Origin of the sequence: Streptomyces coffeae (assembly GCF_016741875.1) — a bacterium.
Classification (GTDB): domain Bacteria; phylum Actinomycetota; class Actinomycetes; order Streptomycetales; family Streptomycetaceae; genus Streptomyces; species Streptomyces coffeae.
Map to the genome: position 1 here is coordinate 95068 of NZ_JAERRF010000009.1, position 17470 is coordinate 112537.

Consider the following 17470-nt stretch of genomic DNA (forward strand, 5'->3'; position numbering starts at 1 on the left):
CGCTTGAACTTGAACCCTCATAGGGCTTTCCGACGGGGGCGGTTGCCGGGCGCCGTGGCGTGGGACGCAGGGCGGCCGGGCTCAGCCTGGGCGGGCCCGGCCGCCCTGCGTCCCATCGGAGTCAACGCTGGTGCCGGGCCAGCACCTTGGCCCGCACTTCGGCGGGGTAGGCGTGCTCGAAGTTGGAGATCACCTGACGCTCTCCGGGTGCGGGGAGCAGTGCCTCGTGTATCACCTTGGTGCCATGCGCGGCGTGCCGCTCTTCGTCGGTGTAGCAGGCGAGCAGCGGCAGGATCGGGCCGCCTTCGAAGTAGACCTTGCGGTCCACGGGGTGGACCCGGGTGGCCAGTGCCCACATCAAGCCATGCTCGTCGGCGGGATCGATGTCGTCGTCGAGCAGGAACACCTGCGGCAGGCAGTGGCCGAACTTGGTCGAGAAGACGGTCTCGCCGACCCGGCGGGCGAACTCCTCGGGCGTGGTGCCGGGCAGTTGGTCACGCCAGTCGGAGGGCACGGTCACCGCATACCAGTGGCCGGCGCTGTACATCGAGCCCCAGACGGTGGTGACCGGAAGGCCCGCTGCGCGCAGCGCGGCCAGTGCGCCGACGGCCATGCCGATGGTCTGCGAGGTGTGGCACTCGTCGACGGGTGTGCCTTCCGCGACCATGGGCCAGATCGGGTCATCGCGGTAGGTGATCGCCTCAACGCTGTAGACCGGCTGGAGGCTCGTTTCGGTCGGAATGTAGCCTGCGTATTCGCCGAACGGCCCCTCGACGCCGGAGCGTTCGATGGAGAGGTGTCCCTCGATGACGATCTCGGCACTGGCGGGGACCAGGAGATCCGACAGTTCGGCCTTGACCACCTTGAGCGGTTCATCGATCAGTGCGCCGATGTAGTCGGCCTCGTTGACATTGTCGGGCAGCGGGACACCGCCGATGAACGGAATGGCCGGGTCGCCGCCCTGCACCAGGGCGTACGGCATGGGCTTGCCGAGGTCGACCCACTGCTGCCAGACCTGGGCGATGTGCTGAGGGTGCATGACGAGGCCGGTCATGTGCTTGCCGTCGACCATCATGATCCGGGCGATGGACCAGTTGGTCCACGAACCGTCCGGGGTCTGGGCGATGATCACGCCGTAGGTGTTGGCGTAGCGGTTGCCGTCCCCCTGGTGCACGAACGGCACCGGGAAACGGGTCAGGTCCGCGTCATCGCCAAGCAGCACGTTCTGCTTGACTTCGGCCTCCTCGCGGCTGACTGTCTTCGGGGGGATGCCGGGGCGGTGCCAGGTGTCGACCAGGCGGTCCACCACATCCCGACCGGTGGCCTCCGGCGGAAGGCCAACGCTCAGCGCGACGCGGGCGAAGGGCTTGTCCGGGGCAGCGCTCAGCGCGGCCGGCGAGCCCAACAGGCGGAAGCCGTCCTCGACGCCGCTCACCTTCTGAAACAGCGGTGCGGGAAGGCGGCGCTCAACGCTGTAGCGCGTATGCGCGGCGGCTTCCAGGTTCCAGTCGACCTCCGTATCGATTCGATCGAGGTCGCCCATACCTTCCAGTGCCGCAATGTGTTCGCGCAGATCCGAAGGGTGACGCATATTGAGTCCTCCTAAATATCAGCACACGTAATGTTGGTGTGCTGAATGTCAGCGTACGTCGAATGGTTGCCTTGGGCAACCCGATGTCGTGTGTCAGGATCTTCATCCCGCCCCTGGAACGGAGTCCGTAGACCATGCGCGTCCAGCCGCTCGACGACACCCCCATGCACCTGCTGCGCCGTGCGCTTCAGAGGGCCACAGCGGCATGGCAGACGGAGGTGCCCGAGCTCACTGCCCCGCAGTACGCGACGCTCAGCGTGCTCGCGGAGCATCCCGGGATCGACCAGTCCGCGCTCGCTCAGGCAACGGCCATTGACCGCTCCACCATGACGGCCCTGCTGGACCGGCTTTCCTCGCGCGGCTGGCTGGTCCGCGAAACCGACCCGGCCAACCGAAGGCGCCATATTGTCCGTATCACCCCGGAAGGCCGTGCACTCCTGGATGATCTGGAGCCCGCGGTCAGGCGTGTGAACCAGTGGACCTTCGATCAAATCGACAAGGAGAGGGTTCCCGCACTGCTCCCGCTGCTCCGCGACCTGGCCGGCATCAAGCCTTGAGAGCGTGTCCTACCCGGTCAGTTTGAGGTAGCGCCCCTAGCGGCAGAGGGTTGCGGCGAGGCCGAGAAAGGCCGTTACGCGGGTGGCGCTCGTAGCGAGATGGCAGGCCGCCCTGCGGGCGCACCCGTGCCGGCGGCAGCAGAGGTCTGGCAATCTCGCCGGTCGTCCGGGCGTCACGTCAGTGCAACAGACCTCCTCCGTCGCACACAAGTGACTGGCCAGTGACCAACTTGGCGTCCGGCGAGGCGAGGTAGGCGACCAGACCAGCGAAGTCCTCAGGAGTGACGAACTCGCCGATCGCCTGTTGAGCCATCGTCCGTTGGAACACGTCGTCACCGGAATGCGCGCGGGTGCCTGGGGTGGCCACCTGGGCAGGCAGTACGGCGTTGACGGTGATGCGGTACTCGCCGAGCTCCCGCGCCATCACCCGGGTCATGCCCAGTAGGGCGCCCTTGCTGGCGACATAGCCGATCTGGCCCGGGGAGCCGGTGAAGAAGGTGCGGGAGGCGATGTTGATGATGCGGCCGCGATGCGAGCTTTCCCGCAGATAGGGGAAGCATGCCTGAACCAGCAAGAGCGCACCAACGGCGTTGACGTCGTAGAAGCGGTGCAACTCCTCGGGGGTGGCGTCAAGGAGACTCGCCCGGCCCGAGAGGAGTCCGGCGTTGTTGACCAGGATGTCGACGCCGCCCAGGGCGCCGACGATGTCGGTGATGGCTGCACGGATCGCAACGGGGTTGGTGACGTCGCAGGTCCATGGGGTGACCGAGCCCGGGAGGTTGTCGTTGGCGGGCGCGGTGCCGTTGGGGGTTTCCTTGATGTCGAGGGCGGCGACTGCGCAGCCGTCCGCAGCGAGACGGCGCCCGATCGCCTTGCCAAGCCCGTCGGCCGCACCGGTGACGACGGCGACCGTGTCGGCCAGGGGCAGGGTGTTCACTACTTCCGCTCCTGTGGGTGGGTGGCGAGCGCTGCGACGGAGATGTCCGTCCACCTCCATATCGGCAGCGAGGCCAGAACTTCGTGTACACGGTCGGAACGTCGGGATGAGACAGCCCGGTCACCGCCCGGCCGGCGATCCGGGCGCCCGGATAGATCGGGCACAGCTCCGGTCCGAGCAGGCCGCGCCGGCCATGGCCTCATACGCGGGGGCTACCCGCTCTTGGCCGGCACGGCGACGTCTGGTCACAAGTCCAAGACCAACCGACTACCTTTCACGCGGGAAACGCAGATCATCATGGTGTCGTTCGCGGCGCGTTCTTCCGCGGTGAGCAGGGAGTCCCGGTTGTCGACTTCGCCCTCGAGCACCTCGGTCTCGCAGGAGCCGCAGATCCCCTCCTGGCACGAGGAGAGAACCCACAGGCCGGCGTCCTCCACCGCCTTCAGAATCGAGACATCCGCCGGCACGGTCAGGGTGATGCCGGACCTGCGGCATTCGACCTCGATCGGCTGGTCGGCGCCCGTTGCCGCGGCTGGTACGGCGTCAGCGAACCGCTCCACGTGCAAAGATCCGGACGGCCAGGCGGCGCAGCCTGACTCGACGGCTTCGATCAGTCCCACCGAACCGCAGCAATACACCAGCGTCGACGGCGTCGGCTCCCCAAGGATGGCCGCCAGGTCGAGCGTGCCCGGTTCGTCGCTGGGCTGGACTGTCACTCGGTCGCCGTAGGCCTTGAGTTCGTCGAGGAAGGCCATCGAACCGCGCGAACGGCCGCTGTAGTACAGGGCCCAGTCGGCTCCTTCGGCGTCCGCCTCGGCGATCATCGGGAGCAATGGGCTGATCCCGATGCCTCCCGCGATGAACACATACCGCGGTACGGAATGCAGCGGGAAATTGTTCCGGGGGCCACGGATCCGCAGCTCGGCACCCTCGTGGGCGTGATCATGAATCCACTCGGACCCACCACGGCTCCGCGGCTCGCGCAGCACGCCGATGCGCCACGTCGTGCGGTCATCGACCGGACCGCAGAGCGAATACTGCCGTACCAGGCCGTTGGGCAGCACGACGTCGATGTGGGCGCCGGGGGCCCACGCGGGCAGCGGCTCACCCGAAGCCAGTCCGAATTCCAGCGAGAGAACCCCATCCGATTCCGCACGCCGCGATCGGACGATGACATCGCCGTCGAATTCAACTCGCATACGGGACACGGTCGATATGCCTGCGGGTGCGGTCGCGGTGGCGGCGGGCGGCCCCGTCACGTCGGTCATTTCCTCTCCCAGCAATCAGGCGGCCGCAATGGCGACACACCGTCATCTGCGGCAACGAAAATGACATTAGTGATCTGGGAAAGGCGCGATAACTCGCGGATGACGGCACTTCGGTCTGCGATGAGTCGCGGCCTGCGTACGTCATGTGTCGCACGAGCTCTCACCGCGGGCCGCGCCGCCCGCTGTTGGCTCGTCGGCGTACGATCGGCTCCCCCACTGCTGCGCAGCGAAACTGGGTAATCAACATACAGGCAGCGCCACAGCACCCGAGCCGGCCCTCCATAGCGCGGGCATTTCCTCTGCGTCATTTGACCTGCCCTAAAACCGGTCATGCCGCCGAGAGAGCTCAGTCATTGGACGGTGTTCCGCTCCGCAGCCTTTCCCTACCGTTGCCCCACTGAGTCGGTAGGGCGTGAGTAAGCCCAACAAGGCCCGAATCAGTGAACCGCGTCCATCAGGCCGAGGACCCGGGACATGCCGACCCCGGGTAAGAAGCGGCATGGCCACCACGCGCACGACCGCTGTCGACCTTCCGACACACACCCTCTGCCGGTACTGGCCGGGTAGTCCCCGCTCGACGAGGAGTGACGTATGACCGCTCGCAAGCTCACCACAGAACCCCCGCCCCCCATACGGAGGAAGGCCGGCCGGGTGGCCCTGGCCAGCTACATCGGCACCACCATCGAGTGGTACGACTTCTTCATCTACGGAATCGCCGCCACGCTGGTGTTCCCCACCCAGTTCTTTCCCGGGCTCTCCGGATTCGGCGGCACACTGGCTTCACTCGGCACCTTCGCCGTGGGCTTTGTCGCCCGCCCTCTCGGCGGCGTGATCATGGGCCACTTCGGCGACCGCGTCGGCCGCAAATCGATGCTCGTGGTCTCCCTCCTCATCATGGGACTGGCCACCACGCTCATCGGGCTGGTGCCCACCTACGCCTCCATCGGCATCTGGGCGCCGATCCTGCTCATAGTCTTCCGACTCGCGCAGGGCGCCGGAGTCGGCGGCGAGTGGGCCGGTGCGGTCCTCATGTCCGTGGAAAACGCACCACCCAAGCGACGCTCGCTCTACGGCTGTTTCCCGCAGCTGGGACTGCCAACGGGCATCTTGCTCTCCCAGCTCGCGTTTCTCATTCTCACCAGCGCCATGTCTCCCGAATCTTTCGTGACGTGGGGGTGGCGGATCGCCTTCTTGGCCAGTGCCGTGCTCATCATCGTCGGACTCGTCATCCGCCTGTCGATCGAGGAGAGCGCCGAATTCCAGCGTGTCAGGGACGCGGGCGAGATCGCGCGCATGCCCGTGGTCGAGGTCTTCCGCCACACTCCCCTGCAACTGCTCGTTGGCGGCCTCGCCTCGATTGCCGGTCCGGCCTTGGGGTACCTGGTGTCGGTTTACATGGTCCAGTACGGAACGACCCAACTGAAGCTGCCGACCACGACGATGCTGACAATCCTCGTGGGAGTCAGCGTGGCCTGGATCCTGATGATGCTTGCTGCCGGCCTTTCCGGCGACATCTTCGGCCGCAAAGCCACGTTCCTCACCGGCACCGTCCTGGCCGTGCTCTGGGCATTTCCCTTGTTCGCACTCGTCAACACGGGAAGTGTGCCGCTGATCGTCGTCGCCCTCTTGGTGATCACCGCCGCAAACGCGATCATGGCCGGCCCGCAGCCGGCACTGATCACCGAGATGTTCCCGATCCGACTCCGCTACAGCGGCGCCACGATCTGCTACACGGTGGGCTCCATCGTCGGTGGCGGTGTCACTCCTCTCCTCGCCACCGCCTGGTTCGCCAAGTTCGGCACGTCCCACGCCGTCTCGCTGCTCATAGCCGGAGTTGCTGTGATCAGTATGCTGGCCATCCTGCCCGCAAAGCACCGGCTACTGCGCGCCGAGGAGAACCCTCCCGCACCCGCTGCCTCGGTACCGAGCGGAGCGGGCGCGGACCAGCCTTCCGCCGGGGGCCCCGTCACCAACAGCAGCACTGCCTGATCCACTGGCCGAGCCCGGCCTCCGGCATCAGCCGGAGGCCGGGCTCAGGGTTTCTCCTACACGTACTGGCGGATCAGGACCGTCGCGACGCAGGCAGGCTTCGGCTCGTTCTCGACGGTGAACGTCATAGTGATGGTGAGCTGGACACCACCCTTGATCTCGGCGACCTCGTCCAGGACCGCGCCGGCGCGCAGGCGACTGCCGACGGGTACCGGGGACGGGAACCGAACCCGCTGGCACCCGTAATTGACACCCATACCGAACCCGGAGAGCTCGATGATCTCGGGGAGCAACCGGGGCACGAGCGACAGCGTGAGGTACCCGTGCGCAATGGGGCCACCGAAGGGCCCCTCCGCGGCCCGCTCGGGATCCACATGGATCCACTGATGGTCGCCGGTGGCGTCGGCGAACTGGTTCACCGCCTCCTGGGTGACCTCGTACCAGTCGCTGTGCCCCAGCTCCTCGCCGAGGGGAAGGTCACGGACACCCTCAACGCCCTTGACAGCAATGGCGGCAGGCATGGTCACACCCCCTCGATCTCGAGCGGTGCGGGCTTGAAGTCCTGAAGCCGACCGGCATATGCACCGGCGAACAGCTCGCCGACCGACTTCGTCGTCCATCCCCCGGAGCGGAACTGCTCGGCGACTTCGGTCGGATGCGTCCACAGCGCTATACGGTCGCCACCGGCGGCGATGGCCTGTCCGGTCACGTGGCTCGATTCCTGCGAGGCCAGATACACAATCACCGGTGCGACGTCGTCGGTCGTACCGAGACCGCGTCGGCGCGCGGGCTCCGGGACCGGCTCTCCGGCTTCGGCCTTCGCCACCAGTTCGCCAAGCCCCGGAATGGTGGCGACCATGCGGGTCAGAGCCGTGGGCACGATCGCATTGACGGTCACCCCCAGCTTGGCCGTCTCAACGGCCCACGTACGCATCATGGCGACGATGGCGCCCTTCGATGCCGAGTACGCGGTCTGCCCGAAACTCGCCCGCTGCCCGGCGGGGGAACCCACCAGGATCAGTCGGCCTCCGTCTCCCTGCTCGCGGAAGCGGGCCACAGCTGCCCTCCCGCAGGTAAAGGTGCCCCGAAGGTGACTGTTGACCACGAGGTCGAAGTCCTCGTCAGTGGTGTTGCGCAGCGTCTTGTCCCGGAGAGCGCCGGCGTTGGTGACCATGACATCGAGTCGGCCGAAGTCCTCGACCGCCCGCTGCACGAGCGCATCGGCGACGTCCGAGCCGCCCACGGCGCCGATGTGCGTCACGGCAGCGCCACCGGCGTCCGTGATCGACTGCGCTGTCTCCTCGGCGGCATCGCCGTCCAGATCGTTGACCACCACGGCGGCACCTGCCGCAGCGAGTGCTCGGGCGTACGCCCGGCCCAGACCGCGACCGGAACCCGTGACTACGGCAACCCTGCCGTCGAGCATGTTGTGCCTCCTCGGATGAGCTGTGCGGATCCTTCCTGACGCTACGAGGCCGCTGGTGGGAGGAGGTATCTACTGATGACGGCACCTGTGTTCGCTTCCGTCGTATGCGACGTAGGACATTTGTCGTGTCCCCTGCACTGATCGGTGCTAGGAGCGAACGAGTCCCTGGCGCACCGCGACAAGCGCGGCCTGGGTCCGGGAGGTCAGCTGAAGCTTGCGCAACACATTGCTCACGTGCGTGCGCGCGGTGCGTTCGCTGATCACTAGTTCGTCGGCGATCTCCTGGTTGGATCGGCCCTCCGCGACGAGGATGAGTACATCGCGCTCACGGCTGGTGAGAGAGTTCAGCCCGGTGGGAGGCAGAACCACCTCCTGGGCGAGTTGCCGGGCCACGACGGGGTCGAGAAACACCTCGCCGTTGACGGCCGCTCTGACGGCAGCAACGACCTCACTGGCCTCGGCGTCCTTGAGGAGGTACCCCGAGGCGCCTTTGCCGAGGGCGGCATGCACGCGCTCCATTTCTCCGAAGCTGGTCAGTACGACGACCCGGACTCCGGGGTAGCGGCTGGTGATGTGTGCCGTGGCCGCCACACCGTCCATCTTGGGCATGACGAGGTCGATCAGGACGACATCCGGCAGTTCGCAGTGAGCGGAGGCAGCACCAAGCTTGTCGAGGGCGTCTTGACCATTGACGGCTTCACCCACCACTTCGATGTCGCCGAGGACCTCGAGGTAGGCGCGGATGCCCCGCCGAACGACAGCGTGGTCGTCCACGATCAGCACCCGGGTACGCGTAGTCAGGGTGTCGGGGCTCATGAGCTCTCCGCAGGATGTGAGACCGGGGCCGGGGATATCCTCATGACGCGTTGGTGCTCCCGGATTCGTTCAGCAGCGGGACCACGACCCGTACCGTGGTGCCGACTGTCGGCCGTGACGTCATGGTGAGCGTTCCGCCCCATCGTTCCGCCCTTTCCTTCATCGTCGTCAACCCGTATCCGTGATGCTCACGGGGTTGGCTGTCACCGGCGGCATCGAGTCCGTGACCGTCGTCGGACACACTGGCGGTCAGCCTCTGGCGCCGCACCGCCAGCCGGATCACGACTCCCGTAGCCTCTGCGTGTTTGACCACGTTGTGGACCGCTTCCGCGACGATCCGGTACACGTCCTCGACCACGTCAGGCGCGAGTTGGTCGAGGCCCCTTCCCATGCTGAGGCTGAAATGCAGTCCCGTGCGGTTCGTCGTGCTCTTCACGAGTGCGCGGACTGCGTCCTCCAGTCTGAGATCCAAGGAAGCCAAGGGCCGCAGCTCGTGCACCATGGCCCGGAGATCGGCAAGAACAGTCTGGGAAAGACTGCCGACTTCGGCGGCGACGCGGCGGGCGACCTCGGCAGGCACGGGAGAGCCCCGCTCGCCCAACACCCTCATCACCTCGGCCTGCATGCCGATGGAGAAGACCTGCTGAACGATCGAGTCATGCAGGTCGCGCGCAAGGCGCTGTCGCTCCCTCTTCCGTGCTTCTTCGCGCTCCCTCTGCAGCAGAGCCGCATAATCCACGGCCACGGCAGCCTGGTCTGCCATGGCGACCAGGAATTCGAGTGCCGTCGGTCCGACCACCTGCCCCGGCGCGCAGAATGCGTTGAGTATGCCCGCGACCCGTCCACGCACCATGAGCGGAACGCTGACGAACCAGTCCCACCGCAGCTCACCCAGATATGGGCGCAGTGGCTGCCATGCGGGATCGTCCTGAATGGCTGACCACCGATGTGGGACCACGACCGGTTGAGCCGTTTCAAAGGCGTCGAGCATGCGAAGAGAGGCGCCTCGTTCATGGCACTGCATAAGGCGCTCGAAAAAGTCCGGCCACCGTTGAAAGCCCGCGGACCCCATGATGCGCAGCCCCCGCACTGGGGCATCAGCTGTGAAGATCTGGACGCCCGCGAGAGCATCGGCCTGGAGAACCTCGTGGGCGAGGGCGTCGAGCGTCGCGCTCAGGGACCCCTCGGACGCCAGCTTTACAGAGGACCTGGCGATTGCGGCTATGCGGCGCCCCCGGTGACGTTCGTCCGTCACATCACGGAATGCGACCACAGCCAGCGGCTGGTCGGTGGAGAGGCGCTGGGCGCGGTAGGCGAACTCCCGGCATATCCCCGGACCCGGCTCCCATGTCGTCACGTGCTCCGCGGACGCGGCATCGAACAGGGAGGACGAGCTTTCCGAGCCATCAGGCAGGGCGAAGGGCGCTCCTTTGCCGATCAAATCTGCCTCATCATGGCCGCACAGAGCGGCAGCAGCCGCGTTGAGCTGCACGAACAGCCCATCGCCGTCCACCACGGCCAACCCCTCCGGGACAGCTGCTACCGGCACCGCCCAGCCAATGCGCTGCCCTTGAGCGGCAGGCAGCAAGGAGTGGGAGAGTGAACCAGACATGGCACTAGCTCCTCAGCGACGTTCATGACCAGTGGCGGCAAAATGGCCAGTGGCTCACAGCATGACCTCTGTGAGCGTAAAATGCCATCCCCTCTTAACAGGGGTAATTGCGCTCTACGTCATTTGTCCTGACCGAGGTCAGTCATGTCGCCGACAGGGCTGGGGTCATTGACCGGTGTTCCGCCATGGTGCGTTTCCCTAGCGTTTCACCACGAGCTCGGCCGGGTCTCCGAGCCTGAAGGCATGCCGACGGAGCGCTCCCAGCCCGCCCGAAGAGGGAATTGCGGGAGACGCCGCCCGATATGCCGCACCGATGTGAGGAGCCGCATGGACATCACGCGATTGACCGCCATCGACGTGCACACGCACGCCCTTGCCTCTGTTACGGAGAAGAACCGGCCGGCTACCGGATCAGATCTCTTGGCCGGGGTGTTCGGAACGATTCCCGAGCTGACCGTACCCGAGCTCGCCGCCTACTACCGCGAGCGCTCGATGGCCGCCGTGGTCTTCACTGTCGACAGCATCACCCGGACGGGAAAGCCGCCCCGGGTCTCCAACGAGGAGATCGCCGACCAGGCGGAAGCGCATGCCGATGTGCTGATCCCGTTCGCGAGCGTCGACCCCGGGCGCGGGGCCGCCGCCATCCGGATGGCCAAGCGCCTGATCCGGGACCACGGTGTGCGGGGCTTCAAGTTCCACCCGAGTGACCAGGGCTTCTTCCCGAACGACCCGACGGTTTACCCGCTCTACGATGTCATTCAGGAGGCTGGGTTGCCAGCGCTCTTCCACAGTGGTCAGACCGGCGTCGGCGCAGGTCAGCGGGCAGGCGGCGGGATCCGGCTGAAGTACTCCAACCCGTTGCACCTCGACGACGTCGCCGTCGACTTTCCCGACATGCCGATCATCATCGCTCACCCGTCCGTACCGTGGCAGGACGAGGCACTCTCCATCGCCGCGCACAAGCCGCAGGTGTACATCGATCTGTCCGGCTGGTCGCCCAAATACTTTCCGCCGCAGCTCGTCGCACAGGCGAATTCGCTACTCAAAAGAAAGGTTCTTTTCGGTTCCGATTTCCCGGCGCTTACTCCAGAACGCTGGTTCGCGGATTTCGAGAAACTGCCGATCAAGGATGAGGTCCGACCGTTGATCCTCAAGGAGAACGCCGCCCGGTTGTTCGGGCTGTCCGGCTCCGCTCAGGAGAAGGGCGAATGATCGGCATGGACATGTCCTTCAGCACCATGTGGGAAGCGGTGGCCCGGACCCTGCCCGGCGCGGTGGCGATCTCCGAACCCGGCCGCGACTACACCTATGCCGAGTTCGACGATCGCGCGGCACGTCTGGCAGCCGCCCTCGAGACTGCCGGAGTCGGTCCCGGCCATACCGTCGCCTGCTATCTGTACAACAGCGCCGCCTACCTGGAAACGGTGTTCGCCGCGCTGAAACTCGGCGCCATCCCCGTCAACGCCAATTACCGCTACACCGAGCAGGAACTGTCCTCCCTCCTCGAGGACGCGGATGCCGCCGCGCTCGTCTACAGCGGAGCCCTCGCCGGAAACGTGGCACACGCCGCCGAGCACGTCTCCACACTCCGGCTGCTCGTGCGCGTCGGAGACCTGCCCGCCGGCGGACCCTCTGGGCCGCAGGCGCCGACCCTGGAGGACATCCTCGCTCTCACCGCGCCCAGGCCGGCCGCCCCTCGCCCCGGAACGGACCGCCTGTTCATGTACACCGGCGGCACCACAGGGAAACCGAAGGGAGTGATCTGGCAGCAGGCCGATCTCCTGCACTCCCTGGCCGTACCCATATACCGCCCCCTCGGCCGGAACACCCTGCCGGCCACCCTTGATGAAGCCGTGGAGATCGCCTCGACAGCCCACCGGGACGGCACAGCTCCCACCACCATGCCCGTCGTCCCGCTGATGCACGCCACGGGGCTGTTCAACACGATGGGCGCGTTGCTGGTCGGCGGCAGAGCAGTGCTGGCACGGCAGGGTGGACTCGATCCGGCGCATGTGTGGCAGACGGTGGCCGAACGTACCGTCGACACGATCATCGTGGCCGGGAACGCCGTCTGCCAACCACTCGTCGATGAACTGCTACGCGCCGAGCAGACCGGGACCCCCCACGACATCGGGTCGCTGAGGTCCATAATCAGCTCCGGGACAGCGCTGAGCGACGGACTCAAGCGTGAGCTGCACGACCGCGCGGACGTAACGATCATCGACGCGATCGCCTCCAGTGAGGGTGGGCCCTTCGCCTTTGCGATCACCACCTCCGCCAAGGACCTCCCCGCCCGCTTCTTCCCCTCCCCTGCCACAAAGGTGTTCAACGAAGCGGATGCCGAAGTACGGCCCGGCACCGGCGAAGTCGGGGCCCTCGCCTACAGCGGACCGATGCCTCTGGGCTACTACAAGGACACCGCCAAGAGCCAAACGACGTTCCGGCACATCGACGGCACTCGCTACGCCATCCCCGGCGATCTCGCCGAGGTACAGGCTGACGGAGCGATCCGATTCCTCGGCCGCGGCTCGGGGGTGATCAACACCGGAGGGGAGAAGGTGCACCCCCAGGAGGTCGAGGTTGCGCTGCTCGCCCACCCCGCGGTGACCGACTGCATAGTGGTGGGAGTCCCCGACGAGACCTGGGGCCAGCGGGTCTCGGCCGTCGTGGCTACACGAAGCAGCTCCGCGGTATCCGAGGAGGAACTGCAGGACTGGGTCCGGCGGAGGCTCGCCGGATACAAGGTGCCCCGCTTCCTCGTGCTGACGGATGAGCTGCCCCGCACACCGACCGGCAAGCTCGAAGTCTCCTGGGCGCAGAAGGCAGTGCTCAGCGCCCAACGCAGCGCACAGGCATAAACGCCGTACGAGAGTCGTGAATGATTCAGCACTCGAACACAGAGCCTGCAGCCCATCACCAAGAGTAAGCATAGTGTGACCGCGATCGAGTGATTGCGACGTAATGTGCCTATAGAGACAATTGGGTGGTGGTAGGCCGAGGAGCGCGATGAGGCCTCATGCGGATGCGGTCGGTGACAGGGCGATGCTCCAACACCACTTCGCGGTCAGTCGGGCATTCATGGCTCGGGAGGATGCGGGCCTGGTGATCACCGACACGGATTTGCGGGTGCTGGAGTCCAACGTCCGGCCAACCATGTTCGGTGGCGTCGGTGTTCCGGTCGGCAGCCTGTTCCACGAGTTCTTCAACGCTCAGCACGCCCCGGAGGTGGAGCGCCGATTGCGTCAGGTCGTCGACGGGAATGCCGCGCTGTCCGGCATGGAGATTCCCTTCGTTTCTGCGATCGGGCCCTCGGGCAATCCGTGCATGCTGTCCCTCACGGCCGCGCGGCTGGAGGTCGAGGACGGGCAAACGATCGGGCTGGTGGTGGATCTCAGGGACGTCTCCGAGCAGCACCGCTCGCGGCACCGACTGGAACTGCTCCACAGGGCGGCAGACCAGATCGGCACATCGCTCGATGTCGACCGAACCACCCAGGACCTCGCAGACCTGCTGGTCCCCTCGCTCGGCGATCTCGCCCAAGTGTTCTTGGCCGAATCCGTTCTCGTCGGAGACGAGCCCCCGGAATTGGCCGCCGGGGTGGGCAGGCATCACCTGCGGTGCGCTGCGGTGCGGGCCCTGGGTCCTTGGCCCAGTGGCATGATTTCGCCAGGAGAGCAGCTTCCTTCTCTCCCCGGCAAACGGAGTATTCTCAACGTGCTTCGCGGCAACGCCGTAGTGACCAACCCTCGCGAGCTCGCGAAACTCTACGGTGCGCGATCTCCACTCATCACGCAGCTGATCCCGCCCAGTGGGCATTCGTCAGTGGTGGCTCCTTTGTTCGCCCGCGGGCTGGCTCTGGGGAGTGTGGTGGTCTGGCGAGTGCAGAACGACTCCCCGTTCGACGAAGGAGACTCCCAGCTCCTGCTCGAGATCGCCTCCCGGGCAGCACTGAGTGTCGACAACGCCCGGCGCTTCACCAGGGAGCACCGCGCGGCCGTCACCCTGCAGCGCAGTCTGCTTCCGCTTTCCTCCGCCCACATCACAGCCGCGCAGACGGCCGGCATCTACCGGCCTGCCAGTAGCGCAGCCGGCGTAGGCGGTGACTGGTTCGATGTCGTCCCTCTGTCCTCGCTGCGGGTGGCCTTCGTCGTGGGAGACGTCGTCGGGCACGGCTTGCACGCCGCGGCAACAATGGGGAGACTGCGCGCTGCCATTCGGACCATTGCCTCCTTGGACCTCCCACCTGATGAGGTCCTCATGCAGCTCGACGACCTGGTCCAGGAGCTCGCCACCGACGCCGAGGGCAGCGACAACGGTTCCGACAGCACCGGAGCGACGTGCCTGTACGCCCTCTACGATCCCGTAACCCGCCGCTGCGCGATCGCGAGCGCCGGCCACCCGCCCCCTGCGCTGGTAAGCCCCAACGGCACAGCTGACTTCATCGAGCTGGACCCCGGCCCCCCACTCGGTGTCGGCGGCATGCCCTTCGACGTGACCGAGATCGACATTGAGCCCGCCAGCATCCTCGCCCTGTACACCGACGGATTGGTCGAGCAGCCGCACATCAGCCTGGGCATGGAGCGGCTCAAGTCCGCACTCGCCCGAGCGTGCCGATCAGGATGCAACTTGCGGGAAGAGGGCGACCGGCTGCTCACACAACTGTGTGGCTCAACTGCCCGTAATGATGCGGCGCTGTTGCTGGCTCGCACCCATTCCGTGCTCGGCGAGAACACGAGGTCTTGGGAATTTCCGCGCGCCCCCGAGATCGTCGCGCAGGCGCGCAACGTCACCTCGAAGCAGCTCCATGCGTGGGGGCTCGAGGACCTGACGTTCACCACCGAACTCATCGTCAGCGAGCTGGTCACCAACGCGGTCCGCTACGCCGTCGATCCTGTGCGACTGCGCCTCACCCGCGACCGCATACTGGTCTGCGAAGTGTCCGACGGCAGCAACACCCAGCCCCGGCTGCGCCGAGCCCGGTCCACCGACGAAGGAGGCCGCGGCCTGTTCCTCGTCGCCCAACTGACCAATCGCTGGGGCTGCCGCTACGGCCCTCGCGGAAAGACCATTTGGGTCGAGATCAGCAAACCCTCAGAGCAGTGAGGGGAACCTCGCGGCAGAGCCACTTTCGGTGAGCGCCGGGCGTCTCGCTGGACGAGAACTCCCATGTCGCGCACGGTGACCGCGACGCCCTTGGCGCGGCGTCGTGGATCGTGGTCCGTGCTGGCCCAGGCGATGCGCGCGTCCGGTCGGATCAGGACGCTGGTGATGTCGCGCCACGGCTCGGCAGCGACCTCGCGGTCGACGGCAGCGGCATGGTGCGCGAAGTCGTCGGAGTCCGCGGATGCGGTCTGCGGCGTGTGTTTGCCGTCGAGGTCGAGCAGCACCATCTTGCCGTCGTGCAGCAACGTGTGAGGGGCGGTTCCCGCAGTCGTGTCGGAGCGCAGCGCGAGTCCGGCAAGCCGTGTTCCTGCCATGGGGTGAGCAGAGGTGCCGTCGGCTTCGGCAGCGACGGCGTAGGGCGGGTCGCCGAAGCCGGCTACGCGCCGGGCCCACAACAGGTTGGTCTCCGGCTGCGCCAAGGCCGCGGAGAAGGCGTCGCGCAGGGCGACCTCCTCCGGTGTCTCGGCGCAGAACAGTGCAGCTTGGGCGCGGGTGTTTGCCACGACCGCTGCCCCCGCCGGGCGCCGTTCGGTGTCGTAACTGTCGAGAAGGGTGGCCGCGGCGCGTCCGCGCACCGTCGCGGCGAGCTTCCAGCCGAGGTTGGCGGCGTCCTGGATGCCGAGGTTCATCCCCTGACCGCCGGCGGGGAAGAACATGTGGGCCGCGTCTCCGGCGAGCAGCACGCGTCCCGAGCATGAACGGCTCCTCGGGCCGATCCTCCAGGACGACATCGGCCAGCCAGCCGGTCAACGTGGTGTCGGAGCCGGGAAAGCCGATACCGGCGGCCCCGCGGACCGCGCTACGGGTTCCGTCGCATCCCACCACCCAGCTGGTGTGCAGTGTGACGTGCCGGCCTTCGGAACGGACGATGAGTTCGACGCCTTCGTCGTCCTGTGTCAGCGAGACCAGCTCCTGCCCGTGAGGCACCTCGGCCCCCATCGACGTGGCGCGCTCTTCCAGCAGTTGCTCGGTGTCGAACTGATTGAGCGCCAGCGAGAACGGGTGGAACCGGCGTCCCGCGCTCGATGAAGCGCTCGGCGACGCCACGCGTGGCGAAGGTGTCCAACGTACCGGCCTGCATGCCCACGGCGCGTGAGCGGGAATCCCGCACCGCGGCCTTCTCCAGGACGAGCACCGAAACATCGCGCAGGCGCAGTTCGGCGGCGAGCCATAGCCCGACAGGTCCGGCTCCCACCACGACCACGTCGGCGTCTGCCCGGGCCGTGGTGCGTATGTCGTGCCTCATCGCGTCTCACCAGTCGCCCCATGGCGCGGGTGGCGACGTGCGTCAGCCGTATCGCGTCCGCCCCGGCCGGGATGTACGAACTTCCGCCGGTACAGGGGGACGTTTGACGCCTGGTCAGACGCATACCTTGGATTGCTGATTCGGTGGACCGCCAAAGGGATCGTCCACTCATTCATGGGCGTTGATGAGTGGCGCGCGACCGTTGCTCGTCGTCCGCTCCCACTGGCGCACCGCACACGCGGTCAAGGAGAGCACCACAGCCCGGTTCAGTCGGGCGCGTTGAGCAGGGATCGGAGGCCGAAGGTGAATCGCTCGTCGAAGTCGGCCGCCATCAGGTGCGTTGATGTCTCGGCGGCGGAAAGGCTCGGATACGGGCCTGAGGCGAGGGCGGCCCGCAAGGAGTCGACCTGGACGGGTTCGTGAGCCTGCTGCTCAATGGTCAGGCCGAGAACGAAATAGAAGACGGACCAGTGCAGCCAGACGGCCTTCTGCGGGTCTCTGCCGAGTTCTTTCAGGGCACCGATGGAGGCATCGGCGAAGGCCAGCGTATGCGGCCCCGTGGTGACGAGACCGCTGATGAGGCGGGCGCCATCGCGATGCGCCAGCAGGGCTTGACGCAGGCGCCCCCAGAGCACGGTCAGCCGCTCATAGGGCTCGGTCGCCACGTGCCCGTCGGCACTGGAGCCGATGATGCGCTCGGCGAGCAGCTCAAGAAGCCCCTGCTTGTTGCCGACGTGCCACCGCACGGAGTTGTGCTGGACGCCCAGGCGGTCGGCGACGGCTCGCAGGGTCAACGCCTCCAGGCCATCGTCGTGGAGTACGGCCAAGGCGGCGTCGGCGATCGTTTCCCTGGTGACGGCCATGC

General features: G+C 66.6%; 15 protein-coding genes and 2 pseudogenes. 5 read left to right on the plus strand and 12 right to left on the minus strand.

What is annotated here, in order from left to right:
* Positions 1-121 precede the first annotated feature (121 nt).
* Positions 122-1591: a UbiD family decarboxylase gene (locus tag JK363_RS17275; RefSeq protein ID WP_201875802.1), complete on the minus strand. Its 1470-nt coding sequence runs from the start codon at positions 1589-1591 to the stop codon at positions 122-124.
* Positions 1592-1725: 134 nt separating this feature from the next.
* On the opposite strand from JK363_RS17275, the gene JK363_RS17280 reads away from it, so the two are divergent.
* A complete protein-coding gene (locus JK363_RS17280) occupies positions 1726-2148 on the plus strand; it encodes a MarR family winged helix-turn-helix transcriptional regulator (RefSeq protein ID WP_201875803.1) in 423 nt (140 codons plus the stop codon).
* 178 nt (positions 2149-2326) lie between these two features.
* Here the strand turns inward: JK363_RS17280 and JK363_RS17285 are convergent, their stop codons facing one another.
* From JK363_RS17285 to JK363_RS17295, 3 genes are read right to left on the minus strand one after another with little or no spacing between them, the layout of a single operon-like run.
* The gene (locus tag JK363_RS17285; protein WP_307821751.1) at positions 2327-3085 is read right to left on the minus strand and encodes an SDR family NAD(P)-dependent oxidoreductase; all 759 of its coding nucleotides are present in this window, start codon (positions 3083-3085) and stop codon (positions 2327-2329) included.
* A complete protein-coding gene (locus JK363_RS44680; protein WP_372444799.1) occupies positions 3085-3288 on the minus strand; it encodes a muconolactone Delta-isomerase family protein in 204 nt (67 codons plus the stop codon). The genes JK363_RS17285 and JK363_RS44680 overlap by 1 nt, the downstream gene beginning before the upstream one ends.
* 42 nt (positions 3289-3330) lie before the next feature.
* Positions 3331-4353, minus strand: coding sequence for a PDR/VanB family oxidoreductase (locus JK363_RS17295; RefSeq protein WP_372444800.1), 1023 nt, complete (start codon positions 4351-4353; stop codon positions 3331-3333).
* 591 nt (positions 4354-4944) lie between these two features.
* Here JK363_RS17295 and JK363_RS17300 point away from each other — a divergent pair.
* Positions 4945-6342 (plus strand): MFS transporter, encoded by a 1398-nt coding sequence (locus JK363_RS17300; RefSeq protein ID WP_201875806.1) that lies wholly within the window; start codon positions 4945-4947, stop codon positions 6340-6342.
* A 56-nt stretch (positions 6343-6398) separates the two neighbouring features.
* Here the strand turns inward: JK363_RS17300 and JK363_RS17305 are convergent, their stop codons facing one another.
* The 4 genes from JK363_RS17305 to JK363_RS17320 all read right to left on the minus strand — a co-directional run bounded on the left by JK363_RS17305 (position 6399) and on the right by JK363_RS17320 (position 10196).
* The gene (locus tag JK363_RS17305) at positions 6399-6863 is read right to left on the minus strand and encodes a MaoC family dehydratase (protein ID WP_201875807.1); all 465 of its coding nucleotides are present in this window, start codon (positions 6861-6863) and stop codon (positions 6399-6401) included.
* 2 nt (positions 6864-6865) lie between these two features.
* Positions 6866-7768: an SDR family NAD(P)-dependent oxidoreductase gene (locus JK363_RS17310; RefSeq protein ID WP_201875808.1), complete on the minus strand. Its 903-nt coding sequence runs from the start codon at positions 7766-7768 to the stop codon at positions 6866-6868.
* 147 nt (positions 7769-7915) lie between these two features.
* A complete protein-coding gene (locus tag JK363_RS17315) occupies positions 7916-8584 on the minus strand; it encodes a response regulator (protein ID WP_201875809.1) in 669 nt (222 codons plus the stop codon).
* 40 nt (positions 8585-8624) lie between these two features.
* Positions 8625-10196: a sensor histidine kinase gene (locus tag JK363_RS17320; protein ID WP_201875810.1), complete on the minus strand. Its 1572-nt coding sequence runs from the start codon at positions 10194-10196 to the stop codon at positions 8625-8627.
* A 327-nt stretch (positions 10197-10523) separates the two neighbouring features.
* Between JK363_RS17320 and JK363_RS17325 the strand changes: the two genes are divergently transcribed.
* The 3 genes from JK363_RS17325 (at position 10524) to JK363_RS17335 (ending at position 15299) form a co-directional block, all read left to right on the plus strand.
* Complete coding sequence (locus JK363_RS17325; RefSeq protein WP_201875811.1) at positions 10524-11408, plus strand: amidohydrolase family protein; 885 nt, start codon at positions 10524-10526, stop codon at positions 11406-11408.
* The gene (locus JK363_RS17330; protein WP_236075867.1) at positions 11405-13054 is read left to right on the plus strand and encodes an AMP-binding protein; all 1650 of its coding nucleotides are present in this window, start codon (positions 11405-11407) and stop codon (positions 13052-13054) included. Before JK363_RS17325 ends, JK363_RS17330 begins: the two co-directional genes overlap by 4 nt.
* A 244-nt stretch (positions 13055-13298) precedes the next feature.
* Entirely contained in the window at positions 13299-15299 is a 2001-nt protein-coding gene (locus JK363_RS17335) for a SpoIIE family protein phosphatase (protein ID WP_201875812.1), read from the plus strand.
* Here the strand turns inward: JK363_RS17335 and JK363_RS44210 are convergent.
* The 4 genes and pseudogenes from JK363_RS44210 to JK363_RS17350 all read right to left on the minus strand — a co-directional run bounded on the left by JK363_RS44210 (position 15242) and on the right by JK363_RS17350 (position 17468).
* The gene (locus tag JK363_RS44210) at positions 15242-16042 is read right to left on the minus strand and encodes an FAD-dependent monooxygenase (protein WP_307821752.1); all 801 of its coding nucleotides are present in this window, start codon (positions 16040-16042) and stop codon (positions 15242-15244) included. The genes JK363_RS17335 and JK363_RS44210 overlap by 58 nt on opposite strands.
* 7 nt (positions 16043-16049) lie before the next feature.
* A pseudogene (locus tag JK363_RS44215) lies at positions 16050-16502 on the minus strand (FAD-dependent monooxygenase); the annotation flags it as partial.
* Positions 16426-16605: pseudogene (locus tag JK363_RS43835) on the minus strand (FAD-dependent oxidoreductase); the annotation flags it as partial. The pseudogenes JK363_RS44215 and JK363_RS43835, both read right to left, overlap by 77 nt.
* 266 nt (positions 16606-16871) lie before the next feature.
* A complete protein-coding gene (locus tag JK363_RS17350) occupies positions 16872-17468 on the minus strand; it encodes a TetR/AcrR family transcriptional regulator C-terminal domain-containing protein (RefSeq protein WP_201875815.1) in 597 nt (198 codons plus the stop codon).
* Positions 17469-17470: the final 2 nt, after the last annotated feature.